Raw genomic sequence first — 14,159 nt, 5'->3', positions numbered from 1 at the left:
CCCGCATGGGTCGCCCTTTTTTTTGTTTCGCCAGCAGGCGCCGCGCCCGGGTCGTGCCCCCTGCCGATCCCCGGGCTGCCATCCCCGCCGGATAAACTTCTGCGCTACCTTGTTGTCTTACCCTCGTTCCGCGAAGCCGAGATCCCCTATGTCCTCATCCGAAGTTGCCGCCACGCCCCTCCAGGACGCGTTTGTTCGCCTGCGTGACGAATTGGGGCGCAGCATCATCGGGCAGCCGCATCTGGTGGAGTGCCTGCTCATCGCGCTTCTGGCCGACGGTCATCTGCTGGTGGAAGGTGCGCCAGGCCTGGCCAAGACCACCGCCATCAAGGCGCTGGCCACGCGTATCGAGGCAGACTTCCACCGCGTCCAGTTCACTCCGGACCTGTTGCCTGCTGACCTGACCGGTACCGACATTTTTCGTCCGCAAACGGGCGCGTTCGAGTTCGAGCGGGGCCCGCTGTTTCACAACATCGTGCTGGCCGACGAGATCAATCGTGCGCCTGCCAAGGTGCAGTCCGCGTTGCTTGAGGCGATGGCCGAACGGCAGATCACCATCGGGCGCCGCACCTGGCCGTTGCCTGATCTGTTCATGGTCATGGCCACGCAGAACCCGATCGAACAGGAAGGTACGTTCGCTCTGCCTGAGGCGCAGCTCGATCGTTTCCTGATGCACGTGACCATCGGTTATCCGGATGCGGAAGCCGAGCTGGCCATTCTTCGCCTGGCCCGGCAGCAGGCTCGTGAAGCGATGCACCCGGTACCGCCGCCTGCGCATGTGTTGCGGCCGGAAGACGTGTTCGCGGCGCGCGATGCAGTGCTGTCTGTGCATGTGGCGCCCGCGCTTGAGGAATACATCACCCAGCTCGTGGTCGCGACGCGGCGTGCCGAACTCTACGGCCCCGAACTGAAGCGCTGGATCGCATGGGGCGCCAGTCCGCGTGCCAGTATCGCGCTGGATCGCTGCGCCCGTGCGCGCGCGTGGCTTGCCGGTCGTGAGTTTGCGCTGCCGGAAGACGTGCACGCCGTGGCCCACGAGGTGCTTCGTCATCGCGTGTTGCCAAGCTACGAAGCCGAAGCGGAGGGCGTGAAGATCGACACAGTGATCGACCGCCTGCTGGATCTCGTGCCGCTTCCGTGAACGCGGTCGTTTCCACGCCGGGCGACGGCGACGGCAAGGTCCGCGTCAATCTCGCCGAACTGATCGCGCTTCGCGCGCGGGTGGCGCGTGCGCCCACACCACCACGTCTTGCGCGCGCCGCTCGCAGTGGCCAGCAGCCCAGCCGGCTTCACGGTCGCGGCATGGACTATGCCGAGTCACGCATCTACCAGCCGGGCGATGATGTGCGCCGGATGGACTGGCGCCTTACGGCGCGCAGCGGAAGCCTGCATACCAAGCTGTTTCAGGAAGAACGCGAAGGCCGTCTGCTGGTTCTTCTGGACACGAATGCCGGCATGCGTTTCGGCACACGCGTCCGCTTCAAGTCAGTTCAGGCGGCGCGGGTTGCTGCGCTGGCGGCATGGTATGCCGTGCGCGGTGGAGACCGTGTCGGTGTGCTCTCCTTCGGCGCGCAACGGCATCTGTTGCGTCCGCAGGGTGGCGCACGCGGCGCGCTCGCTGCCCTGGGTGCCATCGCCGCGTGGGACGCGCTTCAGGACGACGCGGGGCTTGAATACCTTTCCGGTGCGCTACAGCGTGCGGGCCGGTTGATGCACGGTGCCAGTCGTGTGCTGCTCATCAGTGATGGCTTCAGTTGCGACGATCAGGCGCGCGGGCCGTTGCTGGATTTGCTGCGTCGCGCGGAGGTTGCCGTAGTCGCCGTCGCCGATCCTCTGGAACTGGCGGCGCCACCACCGGGCCGTTATCCCCTCGCGCACGAAGGTCGTCACTACGACGTGCTTCTGCACGCGGAACGGCAACGGAACGAATTTGCACAGGCGCTTGGCCGTGGTCATCGCGCTCTGGAAACCTTGGCGTCATCGCTGGGCATCGCGTCGCGCACGATCGACACCACGGCCGATCCGCTCGACGCGACGCTCGCGTTGCTTGGCGCGGCAGGGCGCAGGCGATGATGGCCCCGCCGAAAGATGGACCTGTGCTGCGCGACATTCACGTGCCCGACGTGAGCATGTGGTGGCCGCTTGCACCGGGCTGGTGGGGACTGATCGTCGTGGTGCTGGCTCTCATCACGTTCGTGGTGGTCGTGCTCGTACGCAGGCGCCGTCATCGCCGCTGGGTTCATGCCGCTCTGGCGGACCTGCGCGACGCGCAGCAGCGTCACGCCGCTGATGGCGATACATCTGCGTGGGTCGCAAAGGTGTCGCAGTTGCTGCGCCGGATTGCGCGACGCGCCCGTCCGGCATCGGTCAGTGAGCGGGGCGCGGCATGGCAGCGCACGTTGAGCGAGCTTGCACCGCGCATGGACGTTGGTCGCCTGGCAGGTCTGGATGAGGCTCTGTATGCACGTCAGGTTCGGGTGGACACCGACGCCATCGCGCGTGATGTGGAAACGTGGGCGGCGCAGGCGCTGAAGCATCCGGCACCGCGTCGCGCAGCCACCACGGAGGTGCCGCATGGTACTGCCTGAGTTTGCATGGCCGTGGATGTTCCTCGTGTTGCCGCTACCGTTTCTCGTGCGGCGATTCTGGCGTGCTGCTGCACCGTCGCAGGCATTGAATCTTCCGCACCCGGGCCTCGTGCTGGTACAGGCGGACAGGCCGCCTGCATCGCGTGGCATGGCGCTGCTGTACGCGCTGGCGTGGTGCTGCCTGGTGGTGGCGGCCGCACGTCCGCAAACCCTTGGGCCCCCTGAGCCGCAGGCGCGCAGCGGTCGCGCCACCATGCTGGCGGTTGATCTTTCCGGCAGCATGTCGCGTGAAGACATGCTGCTTGCAGGCCAGCTGGTGTCGCGCTTTGCTGCCGTCGAAGCCATTGCGGGCGACTTCATCAATCGTCGTGCTGGCGACGAAGTCGGTCTTATCCTGTTCGGTTCACAGGCTTACCTGGTCACGCCGCTCACCTACGATCTGGATGCCGTTCGCGCGCAGCTGGAAGGTTCCGTGGTGGGCTTGCCCGGCACGGAAACGGCCATCGGCGATGCGCTGGCGGTGGCAGTGAAGCGTCTGGCGGCGATGCCGGAACAGGCGCGTGTGGTCGTTCTGCTCACCGATGGCGTGAACAACGCGGGCTCCATTGCGCCACTGGAAGCCGCGAAGGCGGCGAAGGCGGCTGGTGTTCGCATCTACACCATCGGCATCGGTGCCACGCAATTGCGTGTGCCTGATTTCTTCGGCAGCCGCGTCGTCAATCCGTCGGCTGATCTGGATGTGGGCATGTTGACCGACATCGCCAATCAGACCGGTGGCCGTTTCTTCCGTGCCACCGACGCCAACGAGCTGGCTCAGGCCTATCGCGCCATTGACGCGCTGGAGCCCGTGCCGCAGTCCGGGCAGCCGTTGCGTCCTCGCTACGAGCTGTTCCGCTGGCCGCTGCTTGCCGGGCTCCTCATCATGGCGCTGGCTGCATTGCCGCGCATCGGCTGGCGGAGTGCGCGCGCATGAGCAGCTTCTTCACCGTTTTTCATTTCCTGCAACCGCACTGGCTTTGGTTGTTGCCGCTTGTGGTTGTCGTCACCTGGCTTACCGCACGGCGTTCGCCCGGCGAACGCGTGCTGGCGCGCCTGGCTGATCCGGCGCTGTTGCCTTATCTGCTGGATGGCACGCCGAGTCGTTCGCGTGCAGGGCCTGCGGCCGTCTTTGCCTCCGGTGTGCTGGTAACGCTGGCGCTCGCCGGGCCTTCGTGGGACCAGCAGTCACAGCCGCTGTTTACCGAACGGTCTGCACAGGTGGTGGCGCTGTCGATGTCCTCGCACATGCTGTCGCGTGACGTGGTACCTGACCGCCTGAGTCGCGCGAAGCTCAAGGTGCGCGATCTCTTCTCCGCGCATCACGATGGCATGAATGGCCTCATTGCCTATGCAGGAGAAGCATTCACCGTGGCTCCGCTGACCACGGATGCGCGCAGTGTGGATGACCTCCTGGAAGCGCTTTCGCCGGACACGATGCCGGTGGAAGGGGATGCACCGGGCAAGGCCATTGATCAGGCCGCCGATCTGATTCGTCATGCCGACGTGCCCGGTGGGTCCATCGTGCTGGTCACCGATCACGCGGATGCGGATGCCGTCGCAGCGGCCCGTCGTGCACGCGCGGCAGGTCGGCGTGTTTCCGTATTGGGCATCGGCACGCCGCAGGGCGCCCCCATCGCGACAGGCGATGGCGGCTTCGTCAAAGACGCTGGCGGCTCCATCATCATGGCGGGACGTGATGATGCTTCTCTCGCCGCGGTAGCGGCCGCAGGCGGCGGTCAATATGTCGCCATGTCGGTAGGGCACGACGACACGAACGCGCTGGCGGCTCTCGCCGATGCGCCCGATGACCGCGGCACGGAGATCAATGGCGCGAAGGCGGGCGAATGGCAGGATCGCGGCCCCTGGTTGCTACTTCCGCTGCTGCCTCTGTTCGCGCTGATCTTCCGTCGCGGATGGCTGTTGATCCTGGCACTGGCTGTCATGCCGCTGGCCCCCGAGCCTGCCCATGCCGGCGTGCTGGACGATCTGTTCCGCACGCGGGATCAGCAGGCGGCGCGTGCCCTGGCGAAGGGTGATGCAAAACAGGCGCAGGCGCTTGCAGACAACGACGCGCTGAAGGGCGCGGCGGCGTATCGCGCTGGTGACTATGCCGGCGCATCGTCGGCACTGTCTGCTCGCACTGATGCCACGTCGCAGTACAACCTTGGCAATGCCCTGGCAAAGCAGGGCAATTATCAGGAAGCACTCGCCGCTTACGGTCGCGCGATGAAAGCCGATCCGTCGATGGCCGATGCCAAGGCCAATCATCAGGCAGTGGAAGACTGGCTGAAGAAACAGAAAGACCAGCAGAAGCCTCAGGGCGACAAGGACAAGAAGGGCTCGAAAAAGCCGGACCAGCCGGGTCAGTCCGGCGAGCAGGGCGACAAGAGCGATTCGCAGAACGACCAGCAGGGCGGCCAGCCGCAAGACCCGAAGGAGGGTCAGAACGGTACGCCCGGTGACGACAAACAGGGCCAGTCCGGCAAAGACGGCAAGCAGGGCGATCAGAAATCCGACGGCAAGAGTGACGAAGGCAACGCCAGGCCTGCGGCTCCGCCCGAAGGCAATGCCCAGGCCAAGTCCGAAGCGCAGAAGGCCGAAGCGCAGCGTGCCCAGCAGGCGTTGAAGGAGCGGATGGACGCCGAGATGGCCAAAGGTGGCAAAGCCGACAAGCCTGCCAGCAACGACGTCCACGACCTCGGCGCCGATGCACCAGGCGATCCCACGAAAAACCTGCCACAGGACGTGCGCCAGGCATTGCAGCGCGTACCGGATGATCCGGGCGGGCTGCTGCGCAGGAAGTTCATGCTCGAATACCAGCGCCGTCACGGCGGCGTTCCGGAGGAATGATGTTGCACAGGACCGTTTTCTGGCTGGCGCTGCTGTGTGCGCCCCTGTCTGCCCTGGCGCAGGCGCCTTCATTGCGCGCCTCGCTGGATCGCACCGACATTGGCGCCAATGAAACGGTGACCCTCAACATCGAAGCCGACGCGTCCATTGATATCGACTCGCCGGATTTCTCGCCACTTGGTCGCGACTTCGTGGTTCTTGGTACGCAGGTCAGTCGTTCGCTCAGCATCGAGAACGGACAGCGTCGTGCGCGTGCCGTGCTCGGCATTGCACTGCGTCCACGTCACCCCGGGCATCTCGTCGTGCCCTCGCTGGATATCGGCGGCATCCGCACCGCGCCGCTGGATCTGCATGTAGCGGATGCGGCCAGCAGCACGACCACGCCGGACAACGCGCCCGTCGCGGTCGAAGTCAAAACGGACACCACGCACGCGTACGTGGGCCAGCAGATCGACTACACCGTACGGCTCTATTACAGCGTGCGTCTGGCCGAGGGTACGCTCAATGATCCTGTTGCCGACGGCGCGGACATTCGTCGCTCCAGCCCGGACGCCACGTTCCAGACGCAGCGGGGCGGCCGCACGTTCAATGTGATCGAGCGTCATTACGCAGTGTTCCCGCAGCGCGCGGGCACGCTCACCATTCAGCCGGCGTCCCTTCAGGGCACCGCAGTGGATGCGGAAGACCCCGGCGCGTTTTTTGGCACGGGCACGCCAGTCAGCGCCACCGGCCAGGTGCAGAAGATCGACGTGGTCGCACAACCGGCCGCCGCCGGGCAGGGCGCATGGCTGCCCGCGCGCGACGTCAGCCTGAAAGCCGGTGGATGGCCGGAGGACGGCAAGGGCCGCACCGGTCAGCCGATCACAGTGATTCTTCGCGTGCAGGCAACGGGCCTTCCGTTCGAGGTGCTGCCCGCGCTGTCCTTGCCGGCCATCGAAGGCGCGGACGTCTATCCGGACAAACCCAACACGGGAAGCTCGACCAGCGGGCCCTGGATCACGGGCTGGCGCGAGCAGAGTTTCGCCATCGTGCCCAACCGGCCCGGCAAGCTGCACATTCCCGAAACCACGCTGCGCTGGTGGAACGTGCAGACGGACAGCGCGGAGACGGCGACCATTCCGGCCCGGGACATCGAGGTCACGGGCGTGGCGACGGCCGCCACGGCACCGCCTGCGGCGGCTTCGTCATCAGCAGCGGTGGAAGCATCGGCAACGCCCGAAGCCCCCGCAGCTTCCGCTCCCTCGACGCCCTGGCGCGTTCTGTTCATGGCGGCGGCCGCGCTCTGGGTGCTCACGCTGGTTGCGGCGTACTTCCTCTGGCGGCGACGTGGCTCCTCTGCCACCGCACGCCGGTTTGCGAACCCCGCCCGTGATGGCGGCCGGAAAAAGGATGCCTTCATGGCCGCCGCGCAGCGCAATGACCTTGCGGCTACCGAGGCCGCCCTGCTTGGCTGGGCGCGCGTTTATCACCCGGCATTGCGAAATATCGGTGCGCTTCCGTCACTTCTTGGCGATGGCGCGCAGCGGGATGCAGTTGCTGCGCTGCAACGCGCACGCTTTGGTGGGGGGCAGGTGGACGGCGCTGCCCTGCGCGAGGCGTTCGCCCGGGGATTCATCTGGACGGCCGCATCCACGCAGGATTCTTCGGGACCGCTGCCGCCTCTGTACCCGCGTTGAGATCAGGCGCGCGCCTTGAGCGCGCGCCCGAAGGCCCGCGTCGCGTCCTCGCCAAACGTGCACAGGATCACCCGGGAAGGGCGCCACGGCGCATCCGTCAAGGTGTTCACGGCGATGTGTGCGGCCTCGTCCAGCGGATAGCCGAATACCCCGCAGCTGATGGCCGGAAACGCCATGGAGCTCACCCCATGCGTGAGGGCCAGCGCCAGGCTGTGCAGGTAGCAGTTGGCCAATAGCCCGGCTTCGCCGCGCGATCCGCCGTGCCACACCGGCCCGGTCGTATGAATGACGAACCGGGCAGGCAGGTCGAAACCTGGGGTGATGCGGGCTTCGCCGGTGGGGCAGCGGACGCCGGGGCGGATCTCCGGTAGTGCGCGGCAGGCCGCAAGAAGATGTGGCCCGGCGGCGCGATGGATGGCGCCGTCCACGCCTCCCCCGCCCAGAAGCGACTCATTCGCGGCATTCACAATCGCATCCACGTGCAGGAGGGTGATGTCGCGTTGCAACACTTCTATGCTCATCATTCACTCCGTGCTGTCGTGGCGCTCTCAATTGGCTACGATGGGGGTTGCCACGTCGCAGTTCTCACCGCCAGTATCGAAGGTTATGCCCGAGTCCCTTAAATCAGAAGACATGTCGTTCGGTTACCTCATCAACGACGTGACCCTCCTTTTCCGCAAACATTTCGACCGTCGCGCGGTGCGCTTCGGGCTGACCCGTGCCCAATGGCGCGCCCTGAAAGCATTGCATCGCCAGCCGGGGTTGCGACAGAACGAACTGGCCGAGCAGCTGGACATGGAGCCGATTGCGGTCGGCCGCGTCATTGATCGCCTGCAGGCGGCTGGATTTGTCGAGCGTCGCCCGGACCCGCGTGACCGTCGCGCCTGGCGTCTGCACGACACCGAGCAGGCGCGTGGTGTCATCGACGGCATGGACGAAATCGCTCGTGGCCTGCGGCTGGACGCCCATGCAGGCATATCGCACGCGGATCTGGTGCTGACGATGGACGTGCTCACCCGCATGAAGGACAACCTTCAGGCACTGGACAACCCGACCGACGAGCTTTGATTCTCGCCAGGTGCGCGCGTTCCCGCGTTCCGCCCGGATGCGTTCTTCTTCCCTATTCCCAAAGCGTGGGCAGGCACCGGATGAACTCCATCGGGTGTCGCCGGAGCAGACATGCAGCGTTCGTTACGGCAGAAACTACTGATCCTGGGGGCGTTGTTCGTGGTGGCCTCCCTCGTGCTCTACACATGGGGACATGTTGGCCATAAGGCGAAAGGCGCGGCAAAGGCCCCCGCAGACACCTCTGTCCCTGTCACGGTGGCCACCGCCAGCCAGGGCGACGTGGATCTGTCGCTGAAAGTGATTGGCCGTGCAGAAGCCTATTCGACGGTGAACATCCGTTCGCGCGTCAATGGCCAGTTGCAGACGCTGGCCTTCACGCCGGGAACTCTTGTACGCAAGGGTGCCGTGCTGGCGCAGGTCGATCCGCGTCCGCTCAAGGCAGCCCTGGAACAGGCCAGGGGCAATGTGGCCGGCGATGAGGCCCAGCTCGTCAAGGCACAGGCCGACCTGGCCCGCTATCAGAACATGTTGGCCAAAGGCTTCGTGTCCCGCGCCGATTACGATCTGTATCAGGCCAACCTCGGCGTGGCACGCGCTTCGCTGCAAAGCAATCGCGCTGCCGTGCAGGCCGCACAGGTGCAGCTGGACTTCGCCACCATCACGGCGCCGTTCGATGGCGTGACTGGCGCGCCGCTGGCATACCCGGGCGCGACGCTCACCGCCGACACCACAGACATCGTGGTGTTGAATGAAGTGGACCCGATCCGCGTGGCGTTCTCAGTCCCGGAAGACAGCCTTCCGGCCGTACGTGCGGCAGCAGCCCGCGGGCAGTTGCCGGTCAGTGCGCGCGTCACTGGCGACAAGGCTGGCCCTCTGTCCGGTGAGCTGGAATTCATCGACAACGCGGTGGACATCACCACCGGCACCATCGTATTGAAGGCCCGCTTCACCAACGCCGACCGCCGCCTGACCTCGGGCCAGTTCGTGGAAGTGACGCTGCCCACCACACGCATCGAGCAGGCCGTGAGTGTGCCGGTGGTCGCCTTGCAGAGTTCGACATCGGGCACGTTTGTCTTTGTGGTAAAGACGGGCGATGTGGTCGAGCAGCGCCCCGTGGTTACCGGTGCGACCAGCGGGGATCGCGTCGTCATCGACAAGGGACTGACCGCAGGCGAGCGCGTGGTGACGGAAGGCCAGATGCTGCTGGTCGACGGCGCCCGCGTGCGCGTCGCAAAAGGCTGATCGTCGGTGAACCTGCCCGAACTGTGCATCCGCCGTCCCGTGATGACTACGCTGCTGATGGCAGCGCTGGTCATATTCGGTATCGCCGCTTACCCGAAGCTGCCGGTCAACGAGCTTCCCAACGTCGATTTCCCGACGATCAACATCAGCGCGAACCTGCCGGGCGCATCGCCCGAGACCATGGCCTCGTCCGTGGCCACGCCACTGGAAGCGCAGCTTTCGACCATCGCTGGCATTGATTCGATGAGCTCGTCCAGTTCGCTTGGTTCGACGTCGATCACGGTGACTTTCACGCTCGACCGCAGTATCGACGCTGCTGCGCAGGATGTTCAGGCGGCCATTTCCGCCGCGCAGCGACAGTTGCCGCAGGACATGCCCACGCCGCCCACGTTCCGCAAGGTGAATCCGGCTGACGCGCCCATCCTGTTCCTGACCATGCAGTCCTCGACGTTGCCGCTGGCGACGGTCGATGACTATGCGGAAACCGAGCTTGCGCAGCGTCTGTCGATGGTGGACGGCGTGGCGCAGGTCAACGTCTACGGTTCGCAGAAGTACGCCGTACGCATCAACGTGGATCCTGACCGTCTTGCGGCCAACGGCATTGGTGTCGATCAGGTGACCTCGGCAGTCGCCGCGGCCAACGTCAACAAGGCCACCGGTTCGCTCAACGGAAGCCGCCAGTTGCTGTCCATCCGTTCGGATGGCCAGCTGATGCGCGCCGCCGACTACGGGCAGATCGTGGTCGCCTATCGCAACGGTGCACCTGTGCGGCTGGGTGACATCGCTTCACCGCGCGACAGCGTGCAGGACGACCAGAAAGCCAGCTGGTACAACGGCGTACGCGCGATCACGCTGGCCATCCAGCGTCAGCCGGGCGCCAACACGGTGCAGACGGTGGACAACATCCTCACCCTGTTGCCCGCGTTCACCGAATCACTGCCGCCGTCGGTCAAGCTGGACGTGATGTACGACCGCTCACAGTCCATCCGTGAATCGGTGCACGACGTGCAGTTCACTCTTGTGCTGGCCGGCGTGCTGGTCGTGCTGGTGATCTTCCTGTTTCTTGGCAATCTTTCCGCCACGCTGATCCCGGCCATCGCGCTGCCGATTTCCGTGTTGGGCACGTTCGGCGCGATGTTCGCGCTGGGCTACAGCCTGGACAACCTCTCGCTGCTGGCGCTGACCCTGGCCGTGGGCTTCGTGGTCGATGACGCCATCGTGATGCTGGAAAACATCATGCGGCACATCGAGGCGGGCGAGAAACCGTACGAAGCCGCCGTGAAGGGTTCAACGGAAATCGGCTTCACCATCTTCTCCATGACCTTGTCCCTGGTCGCCGTATTCATCCCGGTGATGTTCATGGGCGGCATCGTCGGCCGCTTGTTCCACGAGTTTGCCGTCGTCATCAGTGTGTCGATCCTGATCTCCGGCTTCGTGTCCATCACGCTCACCCCGATGCTGTGCAGCCGCTTCGTCAAGGCGCATGCGCATGACAAGCGCAGCCGCGTCGTCGTGTGGTTCGATCGCGGTTTCATGGCCGTGCAGAACGGCTACACGCGGTCGCTTGGCTGGTGCATGGGCCATCCGCGCTCGGTCGTGATGGTGTTTGTGTTGAGCCTCGTGGCGACAGGACTGCTGTTCTTCATCGTGCCCAAGGATTTCATTCCAGCCGGTGACAGCGGTCAGCTTCGCGTCACCACGGAAGGACCGACCGACATTTCCTATGCCGCCATGGCAGCGCGTCAGCAGGCGCTGGCCACCATCGCGCAGGACGATCCGAACATCGCGGGCACGATGTCCAGCGTGGGTGCGGGTGGCGCGCGTTCGACCGTGAACTCCGGTTCCCTTCTGCTTCGCCTCAAGCCTGCAAGCGAGCGCGACCTCACGCCTGACGAGATCATCCAGCAGCTGCGTCGCAAGTTCGCGACGGTGCCAGGCATCCGCACGTATATCCAGAATCCGCCGGCGATCCAGGTGGGCGGGCGCCAGTCCAAGGCGCAGTACCAGTACACCGTGCAGTCCACCGATCTCAAGGCGCTATATGACTGGTCGGGCAAGCTGATCACTGCGTTCCAGCAGCTTCCCGGTTTTCAGGATGTCACCAGCGATCTGGACCTCAACAGCCCGTCGCTTGTGGTGAACGTCAATCGCGAGAAGCTCGCGCCGCTGGGCCTGACGATGGATCAGGTGCAGACAGCTCTGGGTACGGCGTTCGGACAGGGCCAGATTTCGACCATCTACGGTGCGGCCACGCAGTACTGGGTGATCCTGCAGGTTGAGCGAAAAATGCAGGACGATCCGGATGTGCTGTCGAAACTGTATGTGACGTCCGACTCCGGCAAGCTCATTCCGCTGAGCACCGTGGCGCGCTTCGAGCGCAAGCCACAGGTGCTCACCGTGAACCACCAAGGCCAGCTGCCTGCCGTCACCGTGTCGTTCAATCTTGCTCCGGGCGTGTCACTCAGCACGGCGGTGGAAGAGATCACGGGTGCCACCACGAAGCTCGGTTTACCGGCCACGCTGAGTGGCAGCGTGCAGGGTACGGCGCAGGCTTTCCAGGATTCGGTGAAGGGCATGGGCATGCTGTTGCTGCTTGCCGTGTTCGTGATCTATCTCGTGCTGGGCATTCTGTACGAGAGCTTCATCCATCCGTTGACCATTCTTTCCGGCCTGCCCGCAGCGGCGGTGGGCGCACTGCTGACGCTGGTGCTGTTCAACGCTTCGCTGGATCTGTTCGCCTTCGTGGGCATCGTGATGCTGGTGGGCATCGTGAAGAAGAACGCGATCATGATGATCGACTTCGCGCTGGAGCGTCAGCGTGAGGAAGGCATGGAGGCGGCCAAGGCAATTTACGAAGCCTGCCGCGTGCGATTCCGCCCGATCATGATGACGACCATGGCGGCATTCGCCGGCACGTTGCCGATTGCGCTGGGCATTGGTGCGGGCGCGGAAACGCGTCGTCCGCTGGGTCTTGCGGTAGTGGGTGGCTTGGTCGTGTCGCAGATTCTGACGCTGTACCTCACGCCGGTGATCTACCTGTACATGAACCGCTTGCAGGATCGGCTGGGCAAGCCGCGCGAACTGGCTACCGCCTGATACCACGGGCACAAAAAAAGGAACCTGCCTCCCGACAGGTTCCTTTCCACTCCGGCGTTTAGTCGTGCGCGCCGTCGTTCGAGAAGGCGCCGGGTGCCGAGCCGAAGTCGCCGTTGGCCATGGCAGCCATGTACGAGAACACCGCATACACGGCAACGTTCTGTGCAAGATCGCCGCGGTTGATCTTGTCCAGCGTGTCGTTGGCGTTGTGGTGGTAGTCGAAATAATCGGTGCCGTCCTGGGTGAGCGACAGCGCCGCCATGCCCTTGCCGTGCATCTGCGACAGATCCGAACCACCGCCGCCGGGCTTCGTGGCGTCGTATGCCACGCCCAGCGGTGCGATGACCTTCGCGATCTGGTCGATGGCGCCACGTGCCTCGGGCTTCACGCTGGCCGTCATGCGCCAGATCTTGCCTGCGCCGAAATCCGATTCCGTGCCCAGCTGATGCTTGCCGACGTCTTTCGCATGCTGCTCTGCGTACGCGCGGCCGCCCCACAGGCCCATCTCTTCATTGGCGAAGGCGATGACGCGGATGGTGCGGTCAGGACGCTGTGGCATGTCCTTGATGAGCTTGGCAGCGCCCATGGCGATGGCCACGCCTGCACCGTCATCAATGGCGCCGGTGCCAAGATCCCACGAATCCAGGTGTCCGCCGATGGCGACGACCTGTTCCGGATGCTTTGCGCCGGTGATTTCGCCGATGACATTGGCGCCGGTATAGGTGCCATTGAAGCCGACATCCAGATCAAGTTTCAGCGTGACCGGCTTGCCCATGGCGACGATGCGCTCAAGCTGGTCGGCGTCGGGAAGCGACAATGCCGCTGCCGGGATGGCCTGCTTCGCATCGCGGAAGCCGGTCACGCCCGTGTGCGGCGTGCGGCTGTGCGCATCGGTGCCAGCGGAGCGGAGCAAAAAGGCGGCCGCACCCTTTTCCGCGGCAATCACCGGGCCGCGCGTACGCGTTGCCGAGCCCATGCCGTAGTCGTGGCCGTCTTTCTGCTGCGTCATGTGCGTGCTGACGTAGACGATCTTTCCCTTGATAGTGGAAGGATCGGCGTTCTTCAAACCGTCCAGATCGTTGAAGGCAACCACCTCGGCGGTGAGGCCGCCGGAGGGCGTGCCTGCGGAGTAGCCCAGCGCCGTGACAGCCAGCGGCTGCGGGAACGGAGCCACGATGGCGCCATGCTCGCTGCGACGCTCCCAGAGGGGATAGGTGACGGTTTCGGTGTAGACCTTGTCGAAGCCCAGCGACTTGAACTTGGCCACGGCCCAGTCACGTGCACGCTGATCGTTGGCGCTGCCGGCCACTCGCGGACCCACTTCCGTCGTCAGCGATTCGACAACCTCATAGGCGGTCTGGTCATTCACAGCGCGGTCGCGCAACTGCTCGGCAGCCGTCACCGCTTTGGCAGGAATGGTGGTGGCCTTGTCGGCAGCGTGTGCCGAGAGAGCCAGCGACAGGCCAAGGGCCAGGGCGTTGAAGCGAGCGAGACGATGCATGGGAGCCCCCCGGTGGGAAAGCCCCGATTATGTGGCCATTGCACACATGGGCCCGTAGGCCGAAGGTCACGGGTGAGCGTTTATTGTGGGAGCGCGCCA

Annotated in this window: 11 protein-coding genes; 9 read left to right on the top strand and 2 right to left on the bottom strand. The window is 64.8% G+C overall.

The features are described from left to right. Positions 1–148 precede the first annotated feature (148 nt). From FHW69_RS03445 to FHW69_RS03420, 6 genes are read left to right on the top strand one after another with little or no spacing between them, the layout of a single operon-like run. Positions 149–1,141 carry a MoxR family ATPase gene (locus FHW69_RS03445; protein ID WP_183421606.1) on the top strand — a complete coding sequence of 331 codons (993 nt, stop codon included), beginning with the start codon at positions 149–151 and terminating at the stop codon, positions 1,139–1,141. Next, positions 1,138–2,073 carry a DUF58 domain-containing protein gene (locus tag FHW69_RS03440; protein ID WP_183421605.1) on the top strand — a complete coding sequence of 312 codons (936 nt, stop codon included), beginning with the start codon at positions 1,138–1,140 and terminating at the stop codon, positions 2,071–2,073. The genes FHW69_RS03445 and FHW69_RS03440 overlap by 4 nt, the downstream gene beginning before the upstream one ends. Further along, on the top strand, positions 2,073–2,588 hold the full coding sequence (locus FHW69_RS03435; protein WP_183421604.1) for a DUF4381 domain-containing protein: 516 nt from the start codon (positions 2,073–2,075) through the stop codon (positions 2,586–2,588). Before FHW69_RS03440 ends, FHW69_RS03435 begins: the two co-directional genes overlap by 1 nt. Beyond that, positions 2,581–3,561, top strand: coding sequence for a VWA domain-containing protein (locus tag FHW69_RS03430; RefSeq protein ID WP_183422257.1), 981 nt, complete (start codon positions 2,581–2,583; stop codon positions 3,559–3,561). Before FHW69_RS03435 ends, FHW69_RS03430 begins: the two co-directional genes overlap by 8 nt. Then, positions 3,558–5,477, top strand: a complete 1,920-nt coding sequence (locus tag FHW69_RS03425) for a VWA domain-containing protein (RefSeq protein ID WP_183421603.1) — start codon at positions 3,558–3,560, stop codon at positions 5,475–5,477. Before FHW69_RS03430 ends, FHW69_RS03425 begins: the two co-directional genes overlap by 4 nt. Next, positions 5,477–7,153: a BatD family protein gene (locus FHW69_RS03420; protein ID WP_183421602.1), complete on the top strand. Its 1,677-nt coding sequence runs from the start codon at positions 5,477–5,479 to the stop codon at positions 7,151–7,153. The genes FHW69_RS03425 and FHW69_RS03420 overlap by 1 nt, the downstream gene beginning before the upstream one ends. A gap of 2 nt (positions 7,154–7,155) precedes the next feature. On the opposite strand, the gene FHW69_RS03415 is transcribed toward FHW69_RS03420, so the two are convergent. Next, on the bottom strand, positions 7,156–7,674 hold the full coding sequence (locus FHW69_RS03415) for an O-acetyl-ADP-ribose deacetylase (protein ID WP_183421601.1): 519 nt from the start codon (positions 7,672–7,674) through the stop codon (positions 7,156–7,158). A gap of 85 nt (positions 7,675–7,759) precedes the next feature. Here FHW69_RS03415 and FHW69_RS03410 point away from each other — a divergent pair, with 85 nt between their 5' ends. The 3 genes from FHW69_RS03410 to FHW69_RS03400 all read left to right on the top strand — a co-directional run bounded on the left by FHW69_RS03410 (position 7,760) and on the right by FHW69_RS03400 (position 12,559). Next, complete coding sequence (locus tag FHW69_RS03410) at positions 7,760–8,221, top strand: MarR family transcriptional regulator (protein ID WP_183421600.1); 462 nt, start codon at positions 7,760–7,762, stop codon at positions 8,219–8,221. A 111-nt stretch (positions 8,222–8,332) separates the two neighbouring features. After that, positions 8,333–9,463, top strand: a complete 1,131-nt coding sequence (locus FHW69_RS03405) for an efflux RND transporter periplasmic adaptor subunit (RefSeq protein ID WP_183421599.1) — start codon at positions 8,333–8,335, stop codon at positions 9,461–9,463. A gap of 6 nt (positions 9,464–9,469) precedes the next feature. Further along, a complete protein-coding gene (locus FHW69_RS03400) occupies positions 9,470–12,559 on the top strand; it encodes an efflux RND transporter permease subunit (protein ID WP_183421598.1) in 3,090 nt (1,029 codons plus the stop codon). A gap of 58 nt (positions 12,560–12,617) precedes the next feature. Here the strand turns inward: FHW69_RS03400 and FHW69_RS03395 are convergent, their stop codons facing one another. Further along, positions 12,618–14,060 (bottom strand): M20/M25/M40 family metallo-hydrolase, encoded by a 1,443-nt coding sequence (locus FHW69_RS03395; RefSeq protein WP_183421597.1) that lies wholly within the window; start codon positions 14,058–14,060, stop codon positions 12,618–12,620. Positions 14,061–14,159 lie beyond the last annotated feature (99 nt).

Origin of the sequence: Luteibacter sp. Sphag1AF (assembly GCF_014192715.1) — a bacterium.
In the GTDB taxonomy this organism is placed as follows: domain Bacteria; phylum Pseudomonadota; class Gammaproteobacteria; order Xanthomonadales; family Rhodanobacteraceae; genus Luteibacter.
The sequence above is the reverse complement of the archived record's forward strand: the minus strand, read 5'-3'. Positions and strand labels throughout refer to the sequence as shown.